This window comes from Streptomyces sp. WAC04114, from assembly GCF_019733245.1.
Lineage (GTDB): Bacteria > Actinomycetota > Actinomycetes > Streptomycetales > Streptomycetaceae > Streptomyces > Streptomyces massasporeus_A.
Genome location: NZ_JAIGQA010000059.1, coordinates 1 through 25,005 on the forward strand (window position 1 = coordinate 1; position 25,005 = coordinate 25,005).

Annotated in this window: 22 protein-coding genes and 2 riboswitches; of the genes, 13 read left to right on the forward strand and 9 right to left on the reverse strand. The window is 70.8% G+C overall.

All coding sequences use genetic code 11. The features are described from left to right. The 3 genes from K4G64_RS17695 to K4G64_RS17705 all read right to left on the reverse strand — a co-directional run. The coding region (locus K4G64_RS17695; RefSeq protein WP_221757004.1) for a GNAT family N-acetyltransferase at positions 1 to 485 on the reverse strand (485 nt) is incomplete at its 3' end. After that, the gene (gene tsaD, locus K4G64_RS17700; protein ID WP_221757005.1) at positions 485 to 1,552 is read right to left on the reverse strand and encodes a tRNA (adenosine(37)-N6)-threonylcarbamoyltransferase complex transferase subunit TsaD; all 1,068 of its coding nucleotides are present in this window, start codon (positions 1,550 to 1,552) and stop codon (positions 485 to 487) included. The genes tsaD and K4G64_RS17695, both read right to left, overlap by 1 nt. Before the next feature lie 38 nt (positions 1,553 to 1,590). Then, complete coding sequence (locus K4G64_RS17705; protein ID WP_221757006.1) at positions 1,591 to 2,100, reverse strand: Fur family transcriptional regulator; 510 nt, start codon at positions 2,098 to 2,100, stop codon at positions 1,591 to 1,593. A gap of 189 nt (positions 2,101 to 2,289) precedes the next feature. On the opposite strand from K4G64_RS17705, the gene K4G64_RS17710 reads away from it, so the two are divergent. From K4G64_RS17710 to K4G64_RS17750, 10 genes are all read left to right on the forward strand, one after another. After that, a complete protein-coding gene (locus tag K4G64_RS17710; protein ID WP_221757007.1) occupies positions 2,290 to 2,931 on the forward strand; it encodes a superoxide dismutase in 642 nt (213 codons plus the stop codon). Positions 2,932 to 3,153: 222 nt separating this feature from the next. Then, positions 3,154 to 3,348, forward strand: a riboswitch (cobalamin riboswitch). A 39-nt stretch (positions 3,349 to 3,387) separates the two neighbouring features. Further along, positions 3,388 to 3,819 carry a (2Fe-2S) ferredoxin domain-containing protein gene (locus K4G64_RS17715; RefSeq protein WP_260460594.1) on the forward strand — a complete coding sequence of 144 codons (432 nt, stop codon included), beginning with the start codon at positions 3,388 to 3,390 and terminating at the stop codon, positions 3,817 to 3,819. A gap of 152 nt (positions 3,820 to 3,971) precedes the next feature. Continuing rightward, positions 3,972 to 4,964, forward strand: coding sequence for an ABC transporter substrate-binding protein (locus K4G64_RS17720; protein WP_221757008.1), 993 nt, complete (start codon positions 3,972 to 3,974; stop codon positions 4,962 to 4,964). Beyond that, complete coding sequence (locus tag K4G64_RS17725) at positions 4,961 to 6,091, forward strand: FecCD family ABC transporter permease (protein ID WP_374206422.1); 1,131 nt, start codon at positions 4,961 to 4,963, stop codon at positions 6,089 to 6,091. The genes K4G64_RS17720 and K4G64_RS17725 overlap by 4 nt, the downstream gene beginning before the upstream one ends. Before the next feature lie 44 nt (positions 6,092 to 6,135). Next, complete coding sequence (locus K4G64_RS17730) at positions 6,136 to 6,942, forward strand: ABC transporter ATP-binding protein (RefSeq protein ID WP_221757031.1); 807 nt, start codon at positions 6,136 to 6,138, stop codon at positions 6,940 to 6,942. 131 nt (positions 6,943 to 7,073) lie between these two features. Further along, positions 7,074 to 7,790 (forward strand): (2Fe-2S)-binding protein, encoded by a 717-nt coding sequence (locus K4G64_RS17735; protein WP_221757009.1) that lies wholly within the window; start codon positions 7,074 to 7,076, stop codon positions 7,788 to 7,790. A gap of 160 nt (positions 7,791 to 7,950) precedes the next feature. Then, positions 7,951 to 8,073, forward strand: a complete 123-nt coding sequence (locus tag K4G64_RS40205) for a hypothetical protein (RefSeq protein WP_260460595.1) — start codon at positions 7,951 to 7,953, stop codon at positions 8,071 to 8,073. A 103-nt stretch (positions 8,074 to 8,176) separates the two neighbouring features. Continuing rightward, a complete protein-coding gene (locus tag K4G64_RS17740; RefSeq protein WP_221757010.1) occupies positions 8,177 to 9,490 on the forward strand; it encodes a YcaO-like family protein in 1,314 nt (437 codons plus the stop codon). A 58-nt stretch (positions 9,491 to 9,548) separates the two neighbouring features. Then, positions 9,549 to 10,571, forward strand: coding sequence for an LLM class F420-dependent oxidoreductase (locus K4G64_RS17745; RefSeq protein ID WP_221757011.1), 1,023 nt, complete (start codon positions 9,549 to 9,551; stop codon positions 10,569 to 10,571). A gap of 74 nt (positions 10,572 to 10,645) precedes the next feature. After that, complete coding sequence (locus tag K4G64_RS17750; protein WP_221757012.1) at positions 10,646 to 11,926, forward strand: MATE family efflux transporter; 1,281 nt, start codon at positions 10,646 to 10,648, stop codon at positions 11,924 to 11,926. Between the two features lie 6 nt (positions 11,927 to 11,932). On the opposite strand, the gene K4G64_RS17755 is transcribed toward K4G64_RS17750, so the two are convergent. The 5 genes from K4G64_RS17755 to aceA form a co-directional block, all read right to left on the reverse strand. Next, entirely contained in the window at positions 11,933 to 12,862 is a 930-nt protein-coding gene (locus K4G64_RS17755; RefSeq protein ID WP_221757013.1) for a cobalamin-binding protein, read from the reverse strand. A gap of 264 nt (positions 12,863 to 13,126) precedes the next feature. Continuing rightward, a complete protein-coding gene (gene metE, locus K4G64_RS17760; RefSeq protein ID WP_374206423.1) occupies positions 13,127 to 15,439 on the reverse strand; it encodes a 5-methyltetrahydropteroyltriglutamate--homocysteine S-methyltransferase in 2,313 nt (770 codons plus the stop codon). A 180-nt stretch (positions 15,440 to 15,619) separates the two neighbouring features. Continuing rightward, positions 15,620 to 15,819, reverse strand: a riboswitch (cobalamin riboswitch). Positions 15,820 to 16,030: 211 nt separating this feature from the next. Continuing rightward, positions 16,031 to 16,900 carry a 3-hydroxybutyryl-CoA dehydrogenase gene (locus tag K4G64_RS17765; protein WP_221757014.1) on the reverse strand — a complete coding sequence of 290 codons (870 nt, stop codon included), beginning with the start codon at positions 16,898 to 16,900 and terminating at the stop codon, positions 16,031 to 16,033. Next, positions 16,897 to 18,489, reverse strand: a complete 1,593-nt coding sequence (gene aceB, locus K4G64_RS17770; protein WP_221757015.1) for a malate synthase A — start codon at positions 18,487 to 18,489, stop codon at positions 16,897 to 16,899. The genes K4G64_RS17765 and aceB overlap by 4 nt, the downstream gene beginning before the upstream one ends. A gap of 100 nt (positions 18,490 to 18,589) precedes the next feature. Beyond that, positions 18,590 to 19,870, reverse strand: coding sequence for an isocitrate lyase (gene aceA / locus K4G64_RS17775; RefSeq protein ID WP_221757016.1), 1,281 nt, complete (start codon positions 19,868 to 19,870; stop codon positions 18,590 to 18,592). A gap of 383 nt (positions 19,871 to 20,253) precedes the next feature. On the opposite strand from aceA, the gene K4G64_RS17780 reads away from it, so the two are divergent. After that, the gene (locus K4G64_RS17780; RefSeq protein WP_221757017.1) at positions 20,254 to 21,666 is read left to right on the forward strand and encodes a short-chain fatty acyl-CoA regulator family protein; all 1,413 of its coding nucleotides are present in this window, start codon (positions 20,254 to 20,256) and stop codon (positions 21,664 to 21,666) included. A 62-nt stretch (positions 21,667 to 21,728) separates the two neighbouring features. Here the strand turns inward: K4G64_RS17780 and K4G64_RS17785 are convergent, their stop codons facing one another. Then, entirely contained in the window at positions 21,729 to 21,866 is a 138-nt protein-coding gene (locus tag K4G64_RS17785) for a hypothetical protein (RefSeq protein WP_221757018.1), read from the reverse strand. 936 nt (positions 21,867 to 22,802) lie between these two features. Here K4G64_RS17785 and K4G64_RS17790 point away from each other — a divergent pair. Both K4G64_RS17790 and pcaC read left to right on the forward strand, forming a co-directional pair. Continuing rightward, a complete protein-coding gene (locus K4G64_RS17790; protein WP_260460596.1) occupies positions 22,803 to 23,660 on the forward strand; it encodes a transposase in 858 nt (285 codons plus the stop codon). A 32-nt stretch (positions 23,661 to 23,692) separates the two neighbouring features. After that, entirely contained in the window at positions 23,693 to 25,000 is a 1,308-nt protein-coding gene (pcaC, locus tag K4G64_RS17795; RefSeq protein WP_221757019.1) for a 4-carboxymuconolactone decarboxylase, read from the forward strand. Positions 25,001 to 25,005 lie beyond the last annotated feature (5 nt).

Genomic DNA, 25,005 nt, shown 5'->3' on the forward strand with positions numbered 1-25,005 from the left:
GCCTGGGTCCAGCCCTGGTGGCGGTAGAAGGACATGGCCCGTGGCGACCGGACGGACGTCAGCAGCCAGGAGCGGTCCTCGGGGGCGTCCTCCGTGACCGCTTCCAGGAGGTCGGCGGCGAGGCCGCTGCCCCGGGCATCGGCGCGGACCGCGAGCTCGTCTATCTCGCGGGCGCCGACGAGCCAGTCGGCGGTGTGGGCGGCGCCCAGACCGGCCGCCGCCTGGGGGTAGCAGCGGTCGGTGGGGAAGGGGGCGAGGGTCGTCCAGGCGGTGGCGAACCCGAGGATCTCCTCCCTCTCTACGGCGATTACGGCGGTGAAGCCCGGCCGACGTACGTTCGCCGGGAGTCGGTCCACGAACTCCGTTGCCTTCTCCTCGTCCTCGTCCCAGGGCGGGGCGCAGAAGGCGTCGACGTACACAGTGCGCAACTCGTCCGCGTGGGCGAGCAGTTCAGCTCCTTTGAAGACGCGGATGGCGATGCTCATCAGGCCGCCACCGCCCTCGTCGGCGCCGCGATCGGGTGCAGGGCCGCGTACGCCAGCGGGGCCGACGGGTCGATCGACACGTCCAGCGGGGCGGGTTCGGCTCCCGCCCGCACCAGGAGGTCGCCGACGGCGGCGATCATCGCGCCGTTGTCCGTGCACAACCACAGCGGCGGTACGCGCAGTCGGATGCCCGCGGCCCGGCAGCGCTCCTCGGCCAGCGACCGCACACGTGAGTTCGCGGCGACTCCTCCGACCACGACCAATGTGCCCACCCCGTACTCCTCACAGGCAGCGACCGCCTTGCGGGTGGGTACGTCCGCCACCGCCTCCTGGAGCGAGGCCGCCCCGTCGGCCACGGGCAGTTCTCGGCCTGCGTGACCCTCGGCCCAGCGGGCGGCGGCCGTCTTGAGCCCCGAGAAGGAGAAGGCGTACGGCTCGTCGCGCGGGCCCGTCAGCGGGCGGGGGAAGGGGACAGCGCGCGGATCCCCCACGCGCGCTGCCCGGTCGATGGCCGGCCCGCCGGGATACGGCAGCCCGAAGACCCGAGCGACCTTGTCGAAGCACTCCCCTGCCGCGTCGTCGAGGGTGTCGCCGAGATGGAGGATCGGGTCGCGGGCCAGATCGCGGACCAACAGCAAGGACGGATGTCCACCGGAGACGATCAGCACCATGCAGGGGGTCGGCAGTGGCCCGTGCTCCAGGGTGTCGGCGGCGACGTGACCGGCGAGGTGGTGGACGCCGTACAGCGGGACGCCCAGCGCGTACGCGACTCCCTTCGCCCCCGCGAGGCCCACTTGCAGCGCGCCGGACAGGCCCGGCCCGGTGGTGACGGCGACGGCGCCGATGTCGGACAGTCGCAAGCCGGCCTCGTCCAAAGCCTGCTGGATCACCGGACGGACGGAGTGGACGTGTGCCCGGGCGGCGATCTCGGGGACCACCCCGCCGTAACGGGCGTGCTCGTCCATGCTCGACGCCACCGCATGCCCCAGCAGCCGCCCGTCCCGGACCAGGCCGGCACCGGTCTCGTCGCAGGACGACTCGATGCCGAGAACGATCGGAGAGCCCATCGCCCACCTCCTATTGCAAGTCGATCGCAATAACGAACCTATTGCAAGAAGATACCGGGCTGCGCAAGACTGAAAGAGGGTGCGGGGCGCCGTCTTGCCTGACACGTCCAGTCCTCGGACGCAGCTCCGCACCCTCCCGGCTCTGCGTCACGTCCCTTCGTTCGGACGGCGCATCGCGAGCACCGGCCGTAGACGAGCAGCGATCCCGATGCGTCGGGCCGCAGCCCGGTCAGCTCCTCGATCCGCCCCACCGCTTCCGTCAGATGTTCGCGGGCCAGTGCCGCGACACGGCCGCACAGCCCGCACACGATGTGGTGATGCGGCTCGCCCGTGATGCCATAGCGCGTCGGGCCCGGACCGGGGACCGCGTGGACCAGGCCCACGGCCTCCAGGGTTTCCAGGGTGCGGTAGACCGTGGTGGTGTGGACGGCCTTCCCCCTCCGTGCCAGTCCGGTACGGGCCTCGGCGGTGGAGAGATGGAGCCCGGATGCATGCAGGAGCGCGAGGATGCGCAGACGGCCCGGTGTGCAGCGCAGTCCGTGTCGCATCAATGAGGCGCGGTGCTCCGGCTGTACGGTCTCCGGCCGCTGGTCACGAGTCTCTTGCAACAGTACGAACGCCCCCTGGCTGTGCGACGCGACCGCGGTCCTAGGACCAATTCCTGATCAGCGTGCGACCTCTTTTGCTGTTAGCGTGCAACTGCATACCATTCGCAATTATGTCGGAGGACGTTGGACATGCCGGTGTACAGCCTCCCGGAGCTTCCGTACGACTACTCGGCGCTCGCTCCGGTCATCAGCCCGGAGATCATCGAGCTGCACCACGACAAGCACCACGCGGCCTACGTCAAGGGCGCCAACGACACGCTGGAGCAGCTGGCGGAGGCCCGGGACAAGGAGTCGTGGGGGTCGATCAACGGCCTGGAGAAGAACCTGGCCTTCCACCTCTCCGGCCACATCCTGCACAGCATCTACTGGCACAACATGACCGGTGAGGGCGGCGGCGAGCCGCTGGAGAAGGACGGCGTGGGCGAGCTGGCGGACGCCATCGCCGAGTCCTTCGGGTCCTTCGCCAACTTCAAGGCGCAGCTGTCCAAGGCGTCGGCCACCACGCAGGGGTCGGGCTGGGGTGTGCTCGCGTACGAGCCCCTGAGCGGGCGCCTCATCGTCGAGCAGGTCTACGACCACCAGGGCAATGTCGGCCAGGGCTCGACCCCGATCCTGGTCTTCGACGCCTGGGAGCACGCCTTCTATCTCCAGTACAAGAACCAGAAGGTCGACTTCATCGAGGCCATGTGGCAGGTCGTCAACTGGCAGGACGTCGCCAAGCGCTACGCCTCCGCCAAGGAACGCGGTGACAGCCTGCTGCTCGCGCCGTGAGCGTGGTGATGCCGTAGCCGCGTCGGCGCAGATGTCCTGCTCGTGATCGTCTTCTCAACCTTCACTTGCAGGCGGTATGACGAAGGGCTTCCGCGAGGACATGACTCGCGGGAGCCCTTCGGCTGTCCCGGTTCGCGGTCAAGGGAGGCAGCGCGCAGTGCATTCGTGCGCGGGTCGTGTGCCGCGCTTCACCACGGCTCATTGCTCCGCGGGCGTATGAGATGACGTGTCCTTCTGCCATGATGGCCCGCGACAAAGGCGACGGCGGAACGAGGAAGCCGGTGTGAATCCGGCGCGGTACCGCCACTGTGATCGGCGAGCGGATCCCGAACAGACCACTGCCCGGACGCGGGTGGGAAGGCCGGGACGAGCACTGACCCGAGAGCCAGGAGACTCACGCGGTCGCCTCCTCGATATGACTGGGGCGGATTTCCCCGGGGAGGCGGGTGTGTCGGGATGCCCATGGCGGTGTCGCGGGACGGTGCGGTGCCGTGCCGGGTCGTGGTGTGCCGGGACTGCTGCTGCGGCAGTCCGAAGGTGACCGGTGTGGACCACGGTGAGCAGACCGCGCGTCTGGCCGAGGACGCCCCGGTCCGGGTCACCGAGTGTCTCGACGTGTGCGAGCAGGCGAATGTGATCGTCGTGCAGCCTTCGTCCGAGGGGCGTGCCGCCGGTGGCCGTCCGGTCTGGTTCGGCCTCGTCAACGATCCCGCCGCGACCGAGGACATCGCCGCCTGGGTACGGGCGGGCGGACCGGGCATCGCGGAACTGCCGGACATCCTGGACCTCTACCTCTTCACCCCGCCTCGGCGTGCCCGGGCCGGGAACTCCGTGTCATCGGCTGCCGCGGCGGCTCGACAGCTGCCGCGCCTGACTCGACGCGACTGACTCGACGACTCCCGACCCCACCAGACCCGCCCTGATCGCCCCGACGCGATCGATTTCAGCCACTCCGGCCGGCTGTCATACCCGGCCGTCCTCCGGACCACCAGCCAGTCCGGACCGTTCCCGTTCCACCCCGCGGTGAGAGGACCCATTCCATGATGGGCAAGCGCCCGATGTCCCTGCTGTCGGCGATCGCCGCCGCGGCCCTGCTGATATCCGGCTGTGGCGGGAGCGCCACCCGGGACGACGCCGCGCAGGCGGGCTCCGCCGTCGACGGCTTCCCCGTCACCCTCTCCAACTGCGGTGTGAAGACGACCTATCAGCGTCCTCCGCAACGCGCGGTGTCGCTGAACCAGCACGCGACCGAGGTCATGCTGGCGCTGGGCCTGGAGAAGTCGATGGTGGGCACGGCCTACCTCGACGACAAGATCCTCCCCGAGTACCAGGACGCGTACGGCGGCATCAAGGTCATCGCGAAGGAGTACCCGTCCTTCGAAACGCTGCTGGCCGCCGAACCCGACTTCGCCTACGGCGGTTTCGCCAGCACCTTCGACGAGAAGGAGGGCCGCAGCCGCGACGCCTTGTCCAAAGCCGGGATCAACTCCTACCTGAACATCGAGGAATGCCCCTCCGGGCCCGTGACCATGGACTCGATGGACCGGGAGATCCGGAACGTGGCCAAGATCTTCGGGGTGCCGGAACGAGCCGACAAGGAGCTGAAGAAGCTCCACGCCACCCTCGACACGGTCGAGAGCAAGCTCGCCGGAGTCACGCCGGTCAAGCTCTTCGTCTACGACAGCGGCGACAAGACCGCCTTCACCGCCGGCGGGGCGGGCATCGGCAACGAGATGATCAAGCAGGCGGGCGCGGTGAACCTCTTCGCCGATGTGGACAAGGCGTTCGGCGACGTGTCGTTCGAGCAGGTGGCCGAGCGGGCGCCCGAGGTCATCGTCATCTACGACTACGGCGACCAGTCGGTCGAGGACAAGAAGAAGTTCCTGCTGTCGAACCCGGCGCTCAAGGACGTACCTGCCATCAGGAACAAGCGGTTCGCCGTGCTGCCCCTGTCGTCCACGGTGCTGGGCGTCCGGGTGCCGGCCGCCGTGGAGTCCCTGGCCCGCCAGATCCACCCGGATCGCTTCAAGTGAGCGGCGCGACCGACGCGGCGGGCGTGACCGAGGAGAAGGACGCGGGCGCCGGATCGGAGGCGAGCTTCCGGAGAGCGGTCGGCGGTGACGTCATAGTCCCGGGCCGCAAACGGATTCCCTACCCGCTCGTGCTCCTGCTGCTCGGCGCGCTCGTCCTGGTCTCGGCCACGTTCGGGATCGCCGTCGGATCCATCGGCGTCCCGGCCGACCAGGTGTGGGGCATCCTGCTGCACCGCGTGCATCCGGCGCTGGCCGACCCGACCTGGACTCCGGTCCGCGAGACGATCGTCATCGACGTACGGCTGCCGCGCGTGCTGCTGGCCGGTGTCGTCGGCGCGGGCCTGGCCGTATGCGGGATGGCCCTGCAGGCCCTGGTGCGCAACCCGCTCGCGGACCCGATGCTGCTCGGGGTCTCCTCGGGTGCCACGGTCGGCGCGGTGCTGGTCGTCGTCTTCAACCTCGCCCTGTTCGGGGTGTTCTCACTGCCGGTTGCGGCGTTCCTCGGCGCTCTCGCCGCGCTGGTCGCCGTCTACTTCCTGGCCAGGTCCGGCGGCCGGATGACCACCGTTCGGCTGGTACTGGCGGGCGTGGCGATGGCCGAGGTGCTGTCGGCTCTCGCCAGCTTCCTGGTCGTCACCTCCGACGACCCGCACAAGACGCAGTCGGCGCTGCGCTGGATGCTCGGCGGGCTGGGCGGCACGACCTGGACGGTGGTGTGGATCCCCGTCGGTGCCGTCCTGCTCGGCACGGCCGTCCTGCTCGGTGTCTGCCGGTCCCTCAACCTGCTCCTGGCGGGGGAGGAGGCCGCGGTCGCGCTCGGTCTGGACGTGCACCGTTTCCGTGCCGCGATGTTCACGCTGGTCGCGTTGATCATCGGCACGATCGTCGCGGTCAGCGGCCAGATCGGCTTCGTCGGTCTGATCATGCCGCATGTGGTACGGCTGCTCGTCGGCGCCGACCACCGCCGTGCGCTGCCCGCCGCGGCCCTGCTCGGGGCGGCCTTCCTCATCGCTGCCGATTTGGCGGCGCGCACGGTCATGAGCCCGGAGGAGATCCCCGTGGGCATCCTCACCGCCCTGGTCGGCGGCCCCTTCTTCCTGTGGCTGATGCGACGGAGGACAGCATGACGCAGGACAGCGTGACGACAAAGACAGCCACAGCGACCGGCGCGATGACGGCCACGGCCGCACCCGGCACCCTGGCCGTGGAGGACGTCTCGGTCGTCGTCGACGGACGGGCACTGGTGGACCGGGCGTCCCTGCGCGTGGCGGCCGGCGAGGTGGTGGGGCTCGTCGGCCCCAACGGCGCTGGCAAGTCCACCCTGTTGCGCACGGTCTACCGAGCCCTGCGCCCCACCTCGGGACGGGTGCTGCTCGACGGGCAGGACGTCCGGCGGATGTCCGGCAAGAGCCTGGCGCGCCGACTCGCCGCCGTTCTGCAGGAGTCGGCCGCCGACTTCGAGCTCTCGGTCCACGACGTGGTGGCCATGGGCCGCACCCCGCACAAGCGGCCCTTCGACGGGGACGACGCCGACGACCGCGCCATCATCATGGCCGCGCTGGACGAACTCGACGCGGCCGGCCTCGCGCAGGCCCCCTTCACCCGGCTGTCGGGCGGTGAGAAACAGCGCGTGCTCATCGCCCGGGCCCTCGCCCAGCGGGCGGGCACGATGGTGCTGGACGAGCCGACCAACCACCTCGACCTGCGCCACCAGCTCGACACCCTGCGCCTCGTCCGCCGGCTCGGCGTGACGGCCCTCGTCGCCCTCCACGACCTCAACCTGGCCGCCGCGTTCTGCGACCGGATCTGCGTGATGGACGGCGGCCGCGTCGTGACCACCGGGCCTCCCGCGGAGGTCCTCACCACCGAACTGCTGGCCGACGTCTACCGCGTCGACGCGGAGGTGACCAAGCACCCGCGCACCGGCGTACCGCACATCACGCTGCTTTCCGGTGCCGATCGCTTCGGAAAGAGGTGATGATTCCTTGACGACGGCCTGATGCGCAGTGTGTTCCATGAAATGCCGAGGAGATTTCCTCGCCATGCTCGTCATGCTCGGAGCCTGAATTCGGCACACCCGAATTCGAATCGGAGACCCGAATTCGGCCCATGACCATACATACGGGAGTCGATGTGAATGCTCTGCGGCAGGCACCCGCGCCCGCAGTCGCCGAAGCCCTCAAGGACGTCGGGTCCCTCGGTTCCTTCTTCTCGATCGAGCTCGGCGGTCCGGACGCCGGATGGCACCCGGTCGAGGAGACGTACGCCCGCGGCTTCGCCGACCTGATCACCGCGACCGCCGACCGCTACGCCACCCGCGAACTGCGCATCGGTGCCTCCATCGTGCAGCTCGGACACGCCGCGCACCTGTGGTCACCGGTGCTGGCCTGCACCGTCGTGCACGGCATCGTCCCGGACCTGACCCGACTGTTCCGCGCCGACGACGGCCCCGCACTGCGCCTGCCCGCAGCCCCCGTCGGCTGGTACGCGCCGGAGGCCGCGCAGCTCACGGACGTGCTGTACGAGATGGTCATGACCCGGCATCTGGACGCACTGGCCGCTGGGCTGCACGTCAAGGTGGCCCCCGGACTGCTCGCAGGGAACGCGGCCTCGGCGCTCGTCGAGGCGGCCCGCGCCGTTCTGGCGGCAAGAGCGGATCTGCGGGAACCCCTCGCCGATGTCGTCGCCGGCCTGCTCGACACCGGCCGGCTGCCCGGTACCGGAAAAGTCGTCGGACCCGATCTCGGTTTCCGCAGGCGTAGTTGTTGCCTGTATTACCGGGTGCCTTCGGGAGTGAAGTGCGAGGACTGCTCGCTGGCCGGATGAATTCTTCTCGCTGGCCGGATGAATTCCTCGGATCCCGGCCGGAAACGGGTATTGCGAGTACGAGTCGGCCGCCTCAGTGTCTTATTGCTATCAGCTCGCAACTGCACAGGGTGTGCATGAGAGTTGGCAGGTCCTGTGCTCCGATCTGAGGAGGACCCCTATGGCGCACCACGGCTGGGCCGAGCCCGAGGAACCCCAGAAGGGACTGAAGTCCCACACCCCGGCGATCGACGCCCCGTTCGAGTGGCGTGAGGACGTCGAGGACGAGCAGACCGAAAGCTGAGCACCGCGGCGGGGAGTGACGTGCCGTCACTCCCCGCCAACTCCCCCTGCCGCCCGCCCCCGCACGCGCCGTACCGCCAAGCCGGAGAGGAACGCGAAACGCCGTGCTGCCAGGTCTGATCGAGCGGGTCACCCGCGACCGCCCCCGTGTCGAGACCGTGCCGAGCTGCGTCTCGTACAGCGCCCATCTGTCGGCACGCTCGGCGTCGGCCCCTTACGCCGTCGACACCGTCACCGGTGGCGCCGCGCTCGGCGACCACGACCGGGCGCGCGACGCGGCCATGGGCGAGGCGGTCGAACGCTACTGCGGCAACGCCGTTCCGCCCGCACTGCCCCTCGTGTCCTACGGGCAGCTGGCCCGAGCGGGGACGCCCGCGGTCGACCCTCGTGAGTTCGCTCTCTACTCGCCGTCCCAGTACGCCCAGCGCGGCCTTCCTTTCGTCCCGATGGCGAGCGACCTGGAGGTCGCCTGGGTGCCGGGCACGGACCTCACCGACGGCGAAGAGATCCTCGTCCCCGCGTCACTGGCGTACGTCAACTACTTCCGTGGCCCGCACGCCACCGAGCCACCCACCAACTACCCCCTTCTGGCGGGCACGGCCGCAGGCCGCAGCCCCGAACGGGCGCGACGCGCCGCTCTGGAGGAAGTGCTGGAGCGTGACGCCGTCACCGTGTGGTGGCTGAGCGGCGCGCCGGCAACGGCACTCGTCCCGGAGCCGGGCGGTGCTGTCGCCGCCGCCGTCGGCGAGGCCCGGGCCGCCGGCCTCCAGGTGACCCTCCTGCTCATTCCCTCGACCTTCGACGTCATCGTCGTCGGGGCGTTCATCGAGGATCCGGCCCGCCGGCTGGTCGCGTTCGGCAGCGCCAGCCGCTCCACCGCCGAGGCCGCGGCGGCCAAGGCGCTCACCGAGGCGATCGGCATGCACGAGACCGGCCTGGAACTGCTGGAATACGACGGCGACTTCTGGACCGGACTCCGCGCGGGCCGTTACAGCCACCGCCCCTACCGTCCGTACCGGAACGACCGGGCCTACCGGGACGACTTCCGGGCCGATCTGCGCGACATCAACGACGTACGCCTCCACGTGCAGTACCACCTCGACCCCCGCACGCAGGGCTCCCGGCTCGATCGGTTGCGCGCGCCCGGCCCATCCCGTCCCACGCCACCCGGGGCCGGCTCCGGCACCGCGACCACGTCAGGTCCGCGCGCCATCGCCGTCGATCTGACGACACAGGAGGTTCGGGCCGCCGGCCTCCACGTCACCCGTGTGCTCGTGCCCGGACTCAGCTGCAACGCCCCGGCCGCCTTCCCCTTCCTGGGCGGGCGCCGGCTGTACGAGGAACCGGTCGCCCGCGGCTGGGTGCCCGGCCCGCTGGCGGAGGCGGACCCCGTACTCGAACCCCTCCCGTTCTCCTGACAGTTCGACAGTTGAACACCGCACGCGACCCCCGTCACCACCCACGGAAGGAGCCCGCATGCGCCTCGGGCTGGCCCTCGGCTACGGCGGAGAACCGATCGAGCAGGTCCTGCCGATCGTCGAGCGCGCCGAGCAGATCGGTGTCGACTCGGTGTGGAGCGTGGAGGAGTACGGCCCCGACGCCGTCAGCGTCCTCGGCTACCTCGCCGCCAGGACCGAGCGGATCGAACTCGGCACCGCCATCATGCAGATCCCGGCGCGCACCCCGGCCGCCACCGCCATGACCGCGATGACCCTCGACATGCTGTCCGGCGGCCGTTTCCGGCTCGGACTCGGCCTGTCCGTCCCGTGGATCGTCGAGGGCTGGCACGGGCAGCCGTACGACCGACCGCTGCGGCGGACCCGCGAGTACGTCGACATCGTCCGCCGGGCGATCGCCCGCACCGAGCGCGTCGCACACGACGGCGAGATCTACCAACTCCCGTACCGGGGGCCGGGATCCAGCGGACAGGCCCGGCCGGTGAAGTCGGAGATGACGCCGCTGCGCCCCGACATCCCGCTCTACCTCGGCGCGATCGGCCCCCGCAGCGTGGCGCTGACCGGCGAGATCGCCGACGGCTGGCTCTCGGGCATGTACGCGCCCGAGCACGAGAAGGCTCTGACCGGCCCCCTGGACGAAGGTCTCGCGCGAGCCGGCCGCGCGCGCGACGACATCCGGATCTGCCCGATCCCGTACGTGGCCCGCGCCGACACGGTCGAGCAGGGCCGCGACGAACTGCGGCCCCTGTTCGCCCACCTGATCGGCGCGGTCGGTCCCGGCGTACGCAACACGTACTTCGACGTGGCCTGCCAGATGGGATACGAGGGACCGGCCCGCGACCTGCGGACGCTGCTCGCCGACGGCCACAAGGGCGAGGCGATCGCGGCGGTCCCCGACACGCTGATCGACCAGGTCGCCCTCGTCGGACCCCTCCCCGCCATCATCGACCGCATCATCGCCTGGAAGGACTCACGCGTGGACACCCTGATCCTGCTCGACCGGGACATCGAACTGCTGGAAGCCGCCCAGGCCGCGCTGTGACCGACCGTTCCGCGACCGAGACATCGCCGAAGGACCCCGCTGGTGGGGAACAGGCCCCGCCGGCCGTCCGGGGCGTGTGGAGGCTGGCGTACCCGCTGCTGGTGGCCGGGCTCACGCAGATCGTCCTGAACATCGTCGACACGGTCATGCTGGCCCGCCTCTCCACCGACGCCCTGAGCGCGTTCGCGCTCGCCGCGCCGGTGTACCTGGTCGCGCTCATCGTCGTACGGGGCTGGGCGACCGCCGTTCAGGTGCAGGTCGCCCAGCGGCACGGCGCGGGACGCCCCGACGAGGTCGCCCGGGTCGTGCGGGTCGGCCTGGTCACCGCGCTCGCCGCCGGTTGCGTCGTCGGGGCGCTGCTGTACACGCTGGCCACGCCCATGCTCACCCTGCTCGGGGCCCCGGAGGACCTGGTGGGCCCCGGCACCGCCTATCTGCGTGTCCTCGCGTGGGCCGTGCCCGTCGCCGCGGTCTCCTTCACCTTGTTGGGCGCCTGCGCCGGGATCGGCGCCACCCGGGTCTCCATGTACACCGCGCTGCTGGTCAACGCGGTCAACCTGCCCCTCGGCCTGCTGCTCATCTTCCGGGCCGGCCTCGGCGTCACCGGCGCCGCGATCGCCACCCTGGCCGCGACCGCCGCCGGAACCGGCTACCTGCTGCTGTACTGCCGCACCCGCCTGCCCCGGGTGACCGGCGACGCCGCCGACAGCAGCCGGGACATCACACGCGGCCTGTGGCGCATCGGCTGGCCGGAGATGAGCACGATGGGCATCGGCTACATCAACGAGGCCCTGCTCGCGGGCTTCGCCGCACGGATGGGCACGCACGAGCTGGCGGCGTACCGCATCGTGGACAACCTGCTCCTCGTGGTCTTCACCGTCCTCGCCTCCGGAGCCTCCGCGGTGATGGTCCTGGCGGGGCAGGACCTCGGCCGGGGCGACACCGGCCGCGCCGACGCCTGGCACCGCGCGGGCACGAGGCTGCTGCTGCTCATGCTCGCCCTGCCGTCGGCGGTGGCCCTCGCCCTCGGCCCGCCGCTGATCTCCCTGGTCACCGAGGACAAGGCGGTGGCCGAACTGGCGTGGGCGGCCACGCCTCTGGCCTTGCTGAGCATGGCGCCGATGGTGCTCGCGATGTCCCGGGGCTCACTGCTGCGAGCAGCGGGAGACAGCCGGTCGGTCATGACCGCGTCCGTCACCGCCGACTACACGACGCTCATCCCGCTCGGCTGGCTGCTCGGCGTCCACCTGGGCCTCGGACTCCCCGGCCTGTACCTGGCCTGGAGCGCGTTCGCGCTTCTGTACGCCCTGCTGATCCATCTGCGGTACAGGCGCCGCTTCCGGCGCCGGTCGTGATCCGCTTCAGCGGCCGGTGCCGTCCTCGAACGGGCGTGCCTCCGCCGCCGTAACCGCCTCCCCGGACCGCACACCGTGCAGGACATGCGCCACAACCTCCGCGCCACGGACCACGCGCGGGCCGGGGCGGTTGAAGTACGCCGGGCCGTCGAGCACCCACACCCGGCCGGCACGGACGGCGGGCAGGTCCGCCCAGCCGGGCAGTGCGGTCAGCAACTCCCGTTCTCTCAGCGTCCGTTCGGGAGCGAAGCCGCAGGGCAGCACCAGGACGACGTCGGGTCGGGCCGCGCGTACGGCCTCCCAGGTCGTCGGCTTGGTGTGTTCGCCGGGTGTGGCGAGCAGCGGTTCGCCCCCGGCGCTGGTGATCTGCTCCGGCACCCAGTGTCCGGCGGGCCACAGCGGGTCGAGCCACTCGATGGCGACGACGCGCGGCCGGTCCCGCCCCGCCACGGCACCGCGCACCTGGTCGAGCCGGGCCCGCAGCTCCGCCCGACGCCGCTCGGCCCGCTCCCGCACCCCGAGCAGGTCGCCGACCGTGACCAGACAGTCCAGTACGTCGTCGAGGGTGCGCGGCTCCAGGCTGAGGACGCGAGTGTCGGCGTCGAGGACCCGTACGGCCCGGCTCACCTTCTCGTACGACACGGCGCACACCTCGCACAGGTCCTGGGTGAGGACGACGTCCGGACGGAGCGCGGCCAGTGCCTCGGTGTCGAGGGTGTAGAGGGACGACCCGGAGTGCGCCGAGCCGCCGACGGCGTCGGAGATCTCGCGGCTGGTGAGGTCGTCCGGGGCGAATTCCGCACCCGTGACGACCGGTACGCCGGTCACCGAGGCGGGAGGCCAGTCGCATTCGTGGGTCCGGCCCACCAGCCGTTCGATGAGGCCGAGCTCGGCCACGATGTCGGTCGCGGCGGGCAGCAGGGAGACGATGCGCATACCGCGAGCCTAGGCGCCCGAAGTCATTGGCTGCACTGTCGACTGTCTGCGCTGCGCGAGCGAGGACCTGCTGCGCCGCCACCAGGACCTGGAGTTCGAGAGGACGGGGTTTCTGGCGCCGGTTCGGAGGGTGCGTCGTCGAGACGGAAGCATCACTTGAACCTGGCCAGGAGGGCGTTGGGCCCTCTTCATGCCTTGGTCGTGGCGGCGCCGCGCGTCCGGGGCCGGGACGCTCGTGGCGTCCCGGCCCACTGGGGCCTACGGTCAGCAGGTCGGCAGCTCGTCTCGGACCGTGCGGGCGGCGGTGACCAGGTTCTCCAGGGAGGCTCGGGTCTCGGGCCAGCCGCGGGTCTTCAGGCCGCAGTCGGGGTTGACCCACAGCCGCTCGGCCGGGATCGCCCTCAGGCCCGTGCGGAGCAGCCCGGCGGCTTCCTCGGCGCTGGGGACGCGCGGGGAGTGGATGTCGTAGACACCCGGCCCGGCCTCGCGCGGGTAGCCGTGGGCGGCCAGCTCCCGGGCCACCTGCATGTGCGAGCGGGCTGCCTCCAGGCTGATGACGTCGGCGTCGAGGTCGTCGATGGCCTGGACGATGTCGCCGAACTCGGCGTAGCACATGTGGGTGTGGATCTGGGTGTCCGGGCGGACGCCGGCGGTGGTGAGCCGGAAGGCTTCCGTCGCCCATGCCAGATAGCCGGTGTGATCCGCGGCGCGCAGCGGCAGGGTCTCGCGCAGTGCGGGCTCGTCGACCTGGATCACCGATGTGCCCGCCGTTTCCAGGTCGTTCACCTCGTCGCGGAGGGCGAGGGCGACCTGGCGGGCGGTCTCGCCGAGGGGCTGGTCGTCGCGGACGAAGGACCAGGCGAGCATGGTGACCGGCCCGGTGAGCATGCCCTTGACCGGCTTGTCGGTGAGGGACTGGGCGTACGACGTCCAGCGCACCGTCATCGGCTCGGGGCGGGAGATGTCCCCGGCCAGGATCGGCGGGCGGACGTGACGGGTGCCGTACGACTGGACCCAGCCGTGCTGCGTGGCCAGGTACCCCGTCAGCTGTTCGGCGAAGTACTGGACCATGTCGTTGCGTTCGGGCTCGCCGTGGACGAGGACGTCGATGCCGGTCTTCTCCTGGAAGGAGATGACCTCCTGGATCTCCGCCTTGATGCGCTCCTCGTAGCCGGCGGTGTCGATCCGTCCGGCGCGCAGATCCGCCCGCGCGACGCGCAGTTCGCCGGTCTGCGGGAAGGACCCGATGGTGGTGGTCGGCAGCAGCGGGAGGCCGAGATGGGAGCGCTGGGCCGCGGCGCGTTCGCCGTACGGCTGGGAGCGGCGCGTGTCGGCGTCCGTGACGGCCTCGGCGCTGTTGCGGACGGCCGGGTCGCGGGTGATCGGGGAGCCGGTGCGGGAGGCCAGGTCGGCGCGGTTGGCGGCCAGTTCGGCCGTGATGGCGTCGGTGCCCTGGGCGAGGCCGCGCGCGAGGGTGACGATCTCGGCGGTCTTCTGCCGGGCGAAGGCGAGCCAGCGCAGAATCTGCGGCTCGATGTCCCGTTCCAGGCCCGTGTCGAGGGGCACGTGGAGGAGGGAGCAGGAGGCGGCGACGTCCACCCGGTCGGCGAGGCCCAGCAGGGTGCCGAGGGTGGAGAGGGACTTCGACAGGTCGTTGATCCAGATGTTGCGGCCGTTGACGACACCGGCGACCAGGCGCTTGCCCGGCAGCCCGCCAACGGCGGCGAGCGCGTCGAGGTTGGCCGCGGCCGCCTCGGTGAAGTCCAGGGCGAGTCCCTCGACGGGGGCCTTCGCCAGGACGGGAAGCGCCTCGCCGAGCCGGTCGAAGTACGAGGCGACCAGCAGCTGCGGCCGGTCGGTCAGCGCCCCGAGGTCGCGGTAGGCGCGCTCGACGGCGTTCAGTTCCGCAGGCGTGCGGTCCTGCACGAAGGCGGGCTCGTCCAGCTGGACCCACCCGGCGCCGGCCGCGCGCAGGTCGGCGAGGACCTCGGCGTACACCGGCAGCAGGCGGTCGAGGAGGGTCAGCGGTTCGAAGTCCGCGGGGGCGCCGGGGGCGGGCTTGGCGAGGAGGAGGTAGGTGACGGGGCCGACCAGGACCGGGCGGGCGGTCAGGCCCAGCGCCAGGGCCTCCTTCAGCTCGGCGACCCGCTTCGTCGAGTCGGCCTTGAACACCGTGTCCGGGCCCAACTCGGGCACGAGGTAGTGGTAGTTGGTGTCGAACCACTTGGTCATCTCCAGCGGCGCGACATCCTGGGTGCCACGAGCCATGGCGAAGTAGCCGTCCAGGGCGTCGGCCTCGACGGCGGCGCGGTGGCGCTCGGGGATCGCGCCGACCATGACGGTGGTGTCGAGAACGTGGTCGTAGTACGAGAAGTCGCCGGTCGGCACCTCGTGGATGCCGACGTCGGCGAGCTGCCGCCAGTTGGCGGCGCGCAGGTCGGCGGCGGTGGAGCGGAGGGCGTCGGCGGTGACGCGGCCCTTCCAGTAGCCCTCGATCGCCTTCTTCAGTTCCCGGTTCTGTCCCTGGCGGGGGTAGCCGTACACGGTGGCCCGTGCTGCCGCGGACTTGCTGGTCACGGAGATCTCCTTCGCGAGACGATTCCCTGAGATCCCGGAGACGGGACGAGGACGCGAAGGGGTGACGAACCGGACGGATCCGACCTCGCGCGGCACAGCGCGGTCCTCCGCCTGGTATGTACGCCGACCCGCCCTCGAGGTCACCGAGATCTCCGTGCGCGGAACGGTCCGCGCACGGGCAGTTGGCAGGTCTTCGGACTCGCGGGCACGTCCTCGTCGTTCACCGAGGAGGACACCTACTGGCCGTCGCTTCCCGGGCCCTGTACGTCGGACCCAGTGCGTATGACGGCGGTCGTTCCCGCTCACCGCTGCGGGGCAGTCCCGGATTCCCACCGGGTTCCCTCTTGCGACACCCCGTCTGGCGGACGGGGCGAACCAGCTGCTCCGGCCACCCTACGGGGTGTCGTCCCTCGGTGCGGGGAGCCGTCCAGGATCTGGAAGTGGCACAGAGCACGTCGGAGGAGGAGGGCGGGAACGACGACGAGGGGCGGGAAGCGCCGCACTCGCGCTTCCCGCCCTTCCCAGTCGCGCCGCGCGGGACCCTCACCCCTGCGGCGGTGCGAGCCCCTCAGCCCGCGTCGTACCAGGCCCTCAGCCCTGGTCGTAGGTGTGGAAGCCCCGGCCGGTCTTGCGGCCCAGCAGCCCCGCCTCGACCATCCGCTGGAGCAGCGGGGGAGGGGCGTAGAGGGGTTCCTTGAACTCGTCGTAGAGGGACTCGGCGATGGAGGCGACGGTGTCGAGGCCGATGAGGTCGGCGAGTTTCAGCGGGCCCATGGGGTGGGCGCAGCCGAGCTCCATGCCGGTGTCGATGTCGGTGGCGGTGGCGAAGCCGGACTCGGCCATCCGGATCGCCGACAGCAGATACGGGACGAGGAGCGCGTTGACAACGAAGCCCGCCCGGTCCTGGGAACGGATCACCGTCTTGCCGAGGGCCCGGGTCGCGAAGTCCTCCACTGCGGCCGTCGTCGCGCCCGAGGTGTGCAGCGAGGTCACGACCTCCACCAGGGGCAGCACGGGTACGGGGTTGAAGAAGTGCAGCCCGATCACTCGGTCCGCGCGGCTCGTGGCCATGCCGAGCCGCATGATCGGCAGGGAGGAGGTGTTGGTGGCGAGCACCGCCTCCGGATCCTCGACGATCTTGTCGAGCGCGGCGAAGATCTCGGTCTTGGCGTCGGCGTTCTCGATGACGGCCTCGACGACGAGCTGCCGGTCGGCGAGGTCGTCCAGGCTGCTGGTGAAGACGAGCCGGGCGAGGGCGTCGCCGGCGGCTTCCCGGGGCAGCTTGCCCCGTCGTACAGCACGGTCCAGGGAACCCGCGATCCGGTCGCGGGCGGCGCGGGCGGCGATGGCGTCCGCCTCGCAGACCACGGTGTCGAGCCCGGCCCGTGCGCACACTTCCGCGATGCCTGCTCCCATCTGTCCGCCGCCGACCACGCCGACGCGTCCGATCACCGCGCTCATGCCTGGACCTCCATCCGTCGCACCAGGTGCCGGGTGTAGGCGTCCGGGGTGAAGAACAGCGGCAACTCGCCCGTCAGCGCGGTCCGTTCGAAGAGGGCGCGGATGTCGTCGACGGGTGCCCACGGGTACTCGGCGCCGAGCGCTGCCACCTCGTCGTCGACGATCTCCTCCACGGTCGCCCGGTCGATGACCCGGTGTCGTAGCCACTGCCAGATCTGCACGCGGGCGATCTCGGCGGTGGCCGCGTCCTCCATCAGGCCGTTGATGGCGACCGCTCCCTGCCCTCGAAGCCAGGCGGCGAAGTAGCGCAGCGCGACGGCGATGTTGGTGCGGACCCCGTCCGGGGTGGGCGGGCCGCTGATCCGGCGCACCGACAACAGGTCGGCCGGGGTCACCTCGACGTCGTCGCGGGTTCGGTCCAGCTGGTAGGGGCGCTCGCCGAGGACACCGTCGAAGACCGCGCGGCAGACGGGGACCAGTCCCGGATGGGCGACCCAGGAGCCGTCGAAGCCGTCTTCGGCCTCGCGCTCCTTGTCCAGCCGGACCTTGGCGAGCGCGGCCTCGTTCGCGGCGGGGTCCTTGCCGGGCACGTGGGCGGCCATGTCGCCGATGGCGTGGGCGCCGCGCCGGTGGCAGGTGCGGACGAGGAGTTCGGTGTAGGCCCGCATGAAGGGGGCCGTCATCGTCACCTTCGCCCGGTCGGGGAGGAGGAAGTCGGTGCGGTGGCCGAAGGTCTTGATCAGGCTGAACAGGTAGTCCCAGCGGCCCGCGTTGAGTCCGGAGCTGTGTTCGCGGAGTTGGTAGAGGATCTCCTCCATCTCGAACGCGGCGGTGATCGTCTCGATGAGAACGGTGGCCCGGATCGTGCCGCGCGGGATACCGAGCAGTTCCTGGGCGAGCACGAAGATGTCGTTCCAGAGGCGGGCCTCGCAGCGGTTCTCCAGCTTGGGGAGGTAGAAGTACGGGCCGTACCCGGCGTCGATCTGACGCTGGGCGCAGTGGAAGAAGTACAGGCCGAAGTCGACGAGGGCGGCGGGCACGGGCCGGCCGTCGTACTCCAGGTGCTCCTCGTCGAGGTGCCAGCCGCGCGGCCGGACCACGATGGTGGCGAGCTCCTCGCCGAGCCGGTACTCCTTGCCCTCCGGTGTGGTGAAGTCGATACGGCGCTCGATGGCGTCGAGCAGGGTGAGCTGCCCGCCGATGACGTTGTCCCAGAGGGGAGCGGTGGCGTCCTCGAAGTCCGCCATCCACACCTTGGCGCCGGAGTTGAGCGCGTTGACGGCCATGCGCCGGTCGGGCGGGCCGGTGATCTCCACACGCCGGTCGGTCAGACCGGGGGCGGGCGGCGCCACCCGCCAGGTCGGGTCGTCGCGCACAGCGGCCGTGACCATGGGGAATTCGAGAGGCGAGCCCGATGCCAGCCGCAGTACCTGCCGGCGGCGTTCCTTCATGAGATCCCGCCGGCGCGGCTCGAACGCCTCGGCCAGCCGGCCGATGAACTCCAGGGCGGCGGGGGTGAGGATCTCCTCGTGCCGGTGACCGGGGGCGGCGAGGACACGGACCTGGTGGGTGAGTGCGGTGGTGGACATCGGGCTCTCCTGAGGGATGGGAGCGGAGGGAGACGGAGACGGTTCGTCCCCCTCCGCTCGGCCGAGGGCCGGCCGGCCGGCAGGTGTCCGGCCCGGCGGCCTAGTGGAACTGCTCTTCCTCCGTGGAACCGGCCAGCGCGGTCGTGGAAGAGGCAGGATTGACGGCCGTCGACACCAGGTCGAAGTAGCCCGTGCCGACCTCACGCTGGTGCTTGACGGCGGTGAAGCCGTGGGCCTGGGCGGCGAACTCCCGCTCCTGGAGGTCGACGTAGGCGGTCATGCCGTGCTCGGCGTAGCCGCGGGCCAGGTCGAACATGCCGTGGTTGAGGGAGTGGAACCCGGCCAGCGTGATGAACTGGAACTTGTAGCCCATGGCGCCGAGTTCGCGCTGGAACTTGGCGATCTGGTCGTCGTCCAGCGCGGCCTTCCAGTTGAAGGAGGGCGAGCAGTTGTACGCCAGCATCTGGTCCGGGTACTGGGCGTGGATGGCCTCGGCGAACTCGCGGGCCTGGGCGAGGTCGGGGGTGCCGGTCTCCACCCAGATGAGGTCGGCGTACGGGGCGTAGGCCAGGCCGCGGGCGATGACCGGCGCCATGCCGTTGCGAACCCGGTAGAACCCCTCCGCAGTCCGCTCACCGGTGACGAACTCGGCGTCGCGCTCGTCGACGTCGCTGGTCAGCAGGTTGGCGGCCAGCGCGTCCGTGCGGGCGATGATCACCGTCGGCGTGTCGGCGATGTCGGCGGCGAGACGGGCCGCGTTCAGGGTGCGGATGTGCTGCGAGGTCGGCACCAGAACCTTGCCGCCGAGGTGGCCGCACTTCTTCTCGGAGGCGAGCTGGTCCTCGTAGTGGATGCCGGCGGCGCCCGCGGCGATCATGCCCTTGGTCAGCTCGAAGGCGTTCAGGGGTCCGCCGAACCCGGCCTCGGCGTCGGCGACGATCGGCGCCAGCCAGTCGGTCGAGCTGTCACCCTCGCTGGTGGCGATCTGGTCGGCGCGCAGGAGGGCGTTGTTGATCCGACGGACCACCTGGGGCACGGAGTTGGCCGGGTACAGGCTCTGGTCGGGGTAGGTGTGCCCGGCCTGGTTGGCGTCGGCGGCGACCTGCCAGCCGGACAGGTAGATCGCCTGCAGGCCCGCCTTGACCTGCTGCACCGCCTGGCCGCCGGTCAGCGCGCCGAGCGCGTGGACGTAGTCCAGCTCGTGCAGCTGACGCCACAAGCGCTCGGCGCCGCGCCGGGCCAGAGTGTGCTCCTCGCGGACGCTGCCGGAGAGCCGTACGACGTCCTCGGCGCTGTAGGTGCGCTCGATGCCCTGCCACCTCGCGTCGGTGGCCCAGCGCCTGGCCAGTTCCTCGGCCGCCTGCGTCGTCGCTTCTGCCATGACTGTCACCGTTTCCTCGGTCTGTACTGGCTGCCAATCCCGCCGTCCGGATGAACAGAGGTGGCACTGCGTGTCGTCTTGCTGGGATGCGGTCCGCAATCACCCCGGAGGGCGAAGGTGAGCAATGCTGTCGGCGTGCCGCGCCGCGGATGCCGGGATCTCCGACGTCAGGGCAGTGAATCGCGCCCCGGTTCCGGGCGGTTTTGGCCGGGTCCGGCGGGCCGCAGTGAAACTCTGGCACTGGCACTGAGTGCCATCAACCTTGGATCAATGCCAACTCTTGCGAATCTTCTCGCCGCGGATTGCCAACTTTGCGAAGGTCTGAGTGGCGGGTTCGTCCCGTACGCTGACCGGGTCGGGACGCCAGGTCCAAGGGGGTGCGGATGAGCAAGACGTACGCGGGTGCGCGGCTGCGGCGGCTGCGTGAGGAGCGCCGTATGAGCCAGGCGGAGCTGGCCCGCGTCCTCGGTATCTCGCCGAGCTATCTGAACCAGATGGAGCACGACTCCCGCCCGCTCACCGTGCCCGTCCTGCTCCGGCTCACGGAGACCTTCGGCGTCGACGCCGCCTTCTTCTCCGAGCGCGACACCGCTCGCCTGGTGGCCGACCTGCGCGAGGCGCTGACCGGGGAGATCGCCGCTTCCCGCGTCTCCCCGTCCGACCTCGCCGAACTGGCCTCGCGGATGCCCGCGGTCGCCCAGGTCCTGCTCGACCTGGGCCGCCGCAACCAGCGGCTGGCCGAGCGCCTGGCCGGGGCGGCGGACGGCCGAGGCGGTGAGGGAGAAGCCTCTCCCTCACCCCACGAGGAGATCCGCGACTTCTTCTACCGCCGCCAGAACTACCTCCACGACACCGACCTGGCCGCCGAGCACCTGGCCGAGGAGATCGGTGTCCGGCCCGGTGAGGTGATCGGGGCCCTCACTGCGAGACTTGCCGGGACGCACGGCATCCATCTCGCCGCGGAGTCCGGCGAACGGCTGCACCGCTACGACCAGCGAAGCCGCACCCTCCATCTGTCGTCGAGACTGCGGCCCGGTCAGCGCGCCTTCCGCATGGCGACCCAACTAGCGCTGCTGGAACACGGCGAGGAGCTGGGCCAGCTGGCTGCGGAGGACTTCGAACCCGGCTCGCAGGCCCACGCGCTGGCCCGTATCGGGATCGCCAACTACTTCGCCGCCGCGCTGATCCTGCCGTACACCGCCTTCCACACGGCCGCCGAGGAGGTGCGCTACGACATCGAGCGGCTCACCGACCGCTACGGTCTCGGCTACGAGACCGTCTGCCACCGCCTGAGCACCCTTCAGCGGCCCCGACTGCGCGGTGTGCCCTTTTCCTTCGTCCGGGTCGACCGGGCCGGCAACATGTCCAAACGGCAGTCCGCGACCGGCTTCCACTTCTCCCGGGCCGGCGGCACCTGCCCGCTGTGGAACGTCTACGAGGCGTTCACCTCGCCCGGCCGCATACACGTCCAGATCGCCGAAATGCCGGACGGGCAGCGGTACCTGTGGACCGCCCGCGCCGTCACCCGGCACCGCGGCGGCTGGGGCGAGCCCGGCAAGACGTACGCCATCGGGCTGGGCTGCGAGATCCGCCACGCACACCGCCTCGTCTACTCCGACGGCCTCGACCTCACCAACGCCTCCGCCGCGACTCCGATCGGCATGGGCTGCCGCGTCTGCGAACGCCTCGGCTGTTCCCAGCGGGCCGCGCCCCCGCTCGGCCGCCCGCTGCTCATCGACCAGAACAGCAGCACCTTCGTGCCCTATCCGGTCAGGAACGACGGGGCCCGGGGGTAGGCCGAGATCTCGGCCTACCCCCGGGACGCACGGCCTGAGGCTCTCACGGACCCGACGTGGCGTCAGGCCCCAGCAGCTGAACGAGTGGCACGCCGCCGGTGGATCAGGCCGAGCACGCCGTCCAGGACGAGGAAGGCCAGCAAAGACCAGCCCAGCAGGGGGAACGTCCAGCCGACGGTGATGGTCAGCGGCACAGCCACGGCCAGGGCGGGCCAGGGCAGGTTCCGCCAGGTACCGCGCGCGGGCCGAACCGTCTACCGCTTCATCGCTGCCGGCGACCTGCCGGTCGTCGACCTCCGTACCGGATCAGGCCGGTCCCGTGTACGGGTCCTCGCGGCCGGCCTCGACGAGTTCATCAGCCGCCGCGCCGCCTTACCGCCGGCAGCCCGCCCGTGCCGGAGCAGAGCCTCGTACCTCCGCAAAGTTGAAGTCCGGTACGTGGCAGGCGACCGTACGCAACCGGACAGGAGACCGGTTCAGAGAGTCGTTCCCCCTCACGGCGAGCTCTTGCCGTCGGCTTCCTCTGATCGCGCAGCTTGCCCTCGTGTGCTCTTGTGCTCGGCCGGGGTCAGGTTCGGGGTGTTGCGTGAAGGCGATTGAGCATGTCCTGCGGTTTCTGAGCGTTGCGAGATGAGGGGCGGGAGGATGGGTGGGTGCTGTCCCGGGTCCGTGGTCTGACTCATGATTTCTCTGACCGAAGTGTCTCGATCACACGGTGTCGGCCGTTGGCCGGGGATGGTGCGTTGTCGGTGCCGGGCCGGCGGGGTGTGTCCCGATAGGGGCCTGCCGATTGTTGTGGCGTCCTCACGATTCTGACCGTCTGACGCGGCCCGGTACCGGCAACGCGACATGTCATCGGAGCGGAAGGGAGGAACGGGGACGGCATGTCCAGTTCGACCGTGACCAGTACGTCGTCGGCTCCGCGGACCCGCCGCCCTGCGAGGGAGGTGGTGCTGGGAGTGGATACCCACAGGGATGTTCACGTGGCTGCGGTGCTCTCCGTGTCGGGAGCAGTCCTTGCCACCGAAGAGTTCCCGGCCACCGCGGCCGGCTACCGCGATCTGCTGAAGCGGGCCAGGGCGTGAGGCACCGTGAGGCGTGCCGGAGTGGAGGGGACCGGCTCGTACGGAGCGTCGTTGTCCCGCTATCTGCTGGCCCAGGGCGTGGACGTGTTCGACGTGAATCGGATGGACCGTGCGGATCGTCGTCGGCGTGGCAAGTCGGATCCGCTCGATGCGCAGAACGCGGCGCGAGCCGTGTTGAGCGGGCGGGCCCGTGTTCGGGCCAAAGCGGGCGACGGGCCGGTACAGATCGCGAGAATGTACAAACTCACGAAGGTGTCAGCCGTCAAAGCCCGCACACAGGCCATCAACCAGCTCAAGGCCGTACTCGTCACCGCCGAATCCGTATTGCGGGAGGAACTGGCCGGACTGGGCAATGCCGAACTCTTCCGTACCTGCGCACAGTTCACCGATGCGCATGGTCGAGAGGAGGTCGGCACGGAGTCGGTGGTGCAGGCCACCCGGATCACGCTGGGCCTGCTGGCTCACCGGATCGGCCGGCTCTCCGAGGAGATCCGGGACGTGGAGGCTCGTCTGGCCCGGCTTGTGGAACGGCACGCCCCGCAGCTGCTTGATGTGGTGGGGATCGGCCCGGACACGGCGGTCGCTCTGCTGATCACGGTGGGGGACAACCCGGAGCGGCTGGACAGCGAGGCGTCGTTCGCCGCGCTGTGTGGTGTCAGCCCGGTCGAGCGTTCCTCGGGACGGCGAAACTACCGTCGCCTCAACCGCGGCGGCGACCGTCAGGCCAACGCCGCGCTCCACCGCATCGTGTTCACCCGCCTCCGGGTCGACCCGCGCACCCAGGACTACTACGAGCGCCGCATCAAGGAGGGCAAGACCCGGCGTGAGATCGTCCGCTGCCTCAAACGCTACGCGGCCCGGGAGGTCTTCCACCTGGTAAAACAGCTACGGCCAGCACCCCGCTCATAGGGGCTGTCGTGACAGATGAGAGGCTCAGACGGGTGAGCGAGACACCACCGAACACCCTGCAATACCGCTTTGACGGGCCAGAAGACGCTCCCGTCCTGATCCTGGGTCCCTCACTGGGTACCACATGGCACATGTGGGACCGCCAGATCCCCGAGCTGATCAAGCAGTGGCGCGTCTTCCGGTTCGACCTGCCCGGCCACGGCGGCGCCCCGGCGTACCCGGCGGGGTCGGTGGGTGACCTCACCACGCGGCTGCTGGCCACCCTCGAAGGACTCGGCGTCCAGCGCTTCGGCTACGCGGGCTGCGCGCTCGGCGGCGCCGTCGGCATCGAGCTGGCGCTGCGCCACCCGGAGCGGCTCGCCTCGCTCGCGCTGATCGCCACCTCGCCGCGCTTCGGTTCGGCCGACGAGTTCCGGCAGCGGGGTGTGATCGTCCGCACCAACGGCCTCGACCCCATCGCCCGTACCGCGCCCGAGCGCTGGTTCACCGGCGGGTTCGCCGCCGCGCAGCCCGCGATCACCGAGTGGGCCGTGCAGATGGTGCGCACCACCGACCCCGGCTGCTACATCGCCTCCTGCGAGGCGCTCGCCTCGTTCGACGTGCGCCCCGAGCTCGGGCGGGTCGGCGTGCCGACCCTGGTCCTGGTCGGCTCGGACGACCAGGTCACCGGCCCCGCCGAGGCCCGCACGCTGGTCGCGGGAATCCCGGACGCACGCCTCGCGGTCGTGCCCGGCGCCTCCCACCTGGTCCCGGTGGAACAGCCGGCGGCGGTCACCGACCTGCTGGTGCGGCACTTCTCCACCGCCTGGCAGCCCGCGTTCGAGACCTCCACTGGCCAGAACGTCCTGCCCCCGGTCGCCCTCAAGCCGGTCCTGTCGCCCGCCCCGCCGCAGCCCCCGCAGACCGGGCCCGTCGCCGAGATCGCGCCGGTCGCCGTACCGCCGCAGCCGCAGGGGCGGCCCGACCCGTACGACGCCGGGATCAAGGTCCGCCGCGAGGTGCTGGGCGACGCGCACGTCGACCGGGCGCTGGCGCAGGCCGACGAGTTCTCCGGGGACTTCCAGGAGTTCATCACCCGCTACGCCTGGGGCGAGATCTGGGACCGCCCCGGCCTCGACCGGCGCACCCGCAGCTGCGTCACCCTCACCGCCCTGGTCGCCGGGGGGCACCTGGACGAGCTGGCCTTCCACACCAGAGCCGCCCTGCGCAACGGACTCACCCCGGGCGAGATCAAGGAGGTGCTGCTCCAGGCGGCCGTGTATTGCGGCGTCCCGGCCGCGAACAGCGCGTTCAAGGTGGCCCAGCAGGTCATCCGCGAGGAGACCACGCCCCAGGAGTGAGCCTC

Bases quoted from the DNA above. Each gene is read 5' to 3' on its own strand.
- tsaD (WP_221757005.1), bottom strand. From the start codon at position 1,552: ATGGGCTCTCCGATCGTTCTCGGCATCGAGTCGTCCTGCGACGAGACC.
- K4G64_RS17705 (WP_221757006.1), bottom strand. From the start codon at position 2,100: ATGCGACACGGACTGCGCTGCACACCGGGCCGTCTGCGCATCCTCGCG.
- K4G64_RS17710 (WP_221757007.1), top strand. From the start codon at position 2,290: ATGCCGGTGTACAGCCTCCCGGAGCTTCCGTACGACTACTCGGCGCTC.
- K4G64_RS17715 (WP_260460594.1), top strand. From the start codon at position 3,388: ATGCCCATGGCGGTGTCGCGGGACGGTGCGGTGCCGTGCCGGGTCGTG.
- K4G64_RS17720 (WP_221757008.1), top strand. From the start codon at position 3,972: ATGATGGGCAAGCGCCCGATGTCCCTGCTGTCGGCGATCGCCGCCGCG.
- K4G64_RS17730 (WP_221757031.1), top strand. From the start codon at position 6,136: ATGACGGCCACGGCCGCACCCGGCACCCTGGCCGTGGAGGACGTCTCG.
- K4G64_RS17735 (WP_221757009.1), top strand. From the start codon at position 7,074: ATGACCATACATACGGGAGTCGATGTGAATGCTCTGCGGCAGGCACCC.
- K4G64_RS40205 (WP_260460595.1), top strand. From the start codon at position 7,951: ATGGCGCACCACGGCTGGGCCGAGCCCGAGGAACCCCAGAAGGGACTG.
- K4G64_RS17745 (WP_221757011.1), top strand. From the start codon at position 9,549: ATGCGCCTCGGGCTGGCCCTCGGCTACGGCGGAGAACCGATCGAGCAG.
- K4G64_RS17755 (WP_221757013.1), bottom strand. From the start codon at position 12,862: ATGCGCATCGTCTCCCTGCTGCCCGCCGCGACCGACATCGTGGCCGAG.
- K4G64_RS17765 (WP_221757014.1), bottom strand. From the start codon at position 16,900: ATGAGCGCGGTGATCGGACGCGTCGGCGTGGTCGGCGGCGGACAGATG.
- aceB (WP_221757015.1), bottom strand. From the start codon at position 18,489: ATGTCCACCACCGCACTCACCCACCAGGTCCGTGTCCTCGCCGCCCCC.
- aceA (WP_221757016.1), bottom strand. From the start codon at position 19,870: ATGGCAGAAGCGACGACGCAGGCGGCCGAGGAACTGGCCAGGCGCTGG.
- K4G64_RS17780 (WP_221757017.1), top strand. From the start codon at position 20,254: ATGAGCAAGACGTACGCGGGTGCGCGGCTGCGGCGGCTGCGTGAGGAG.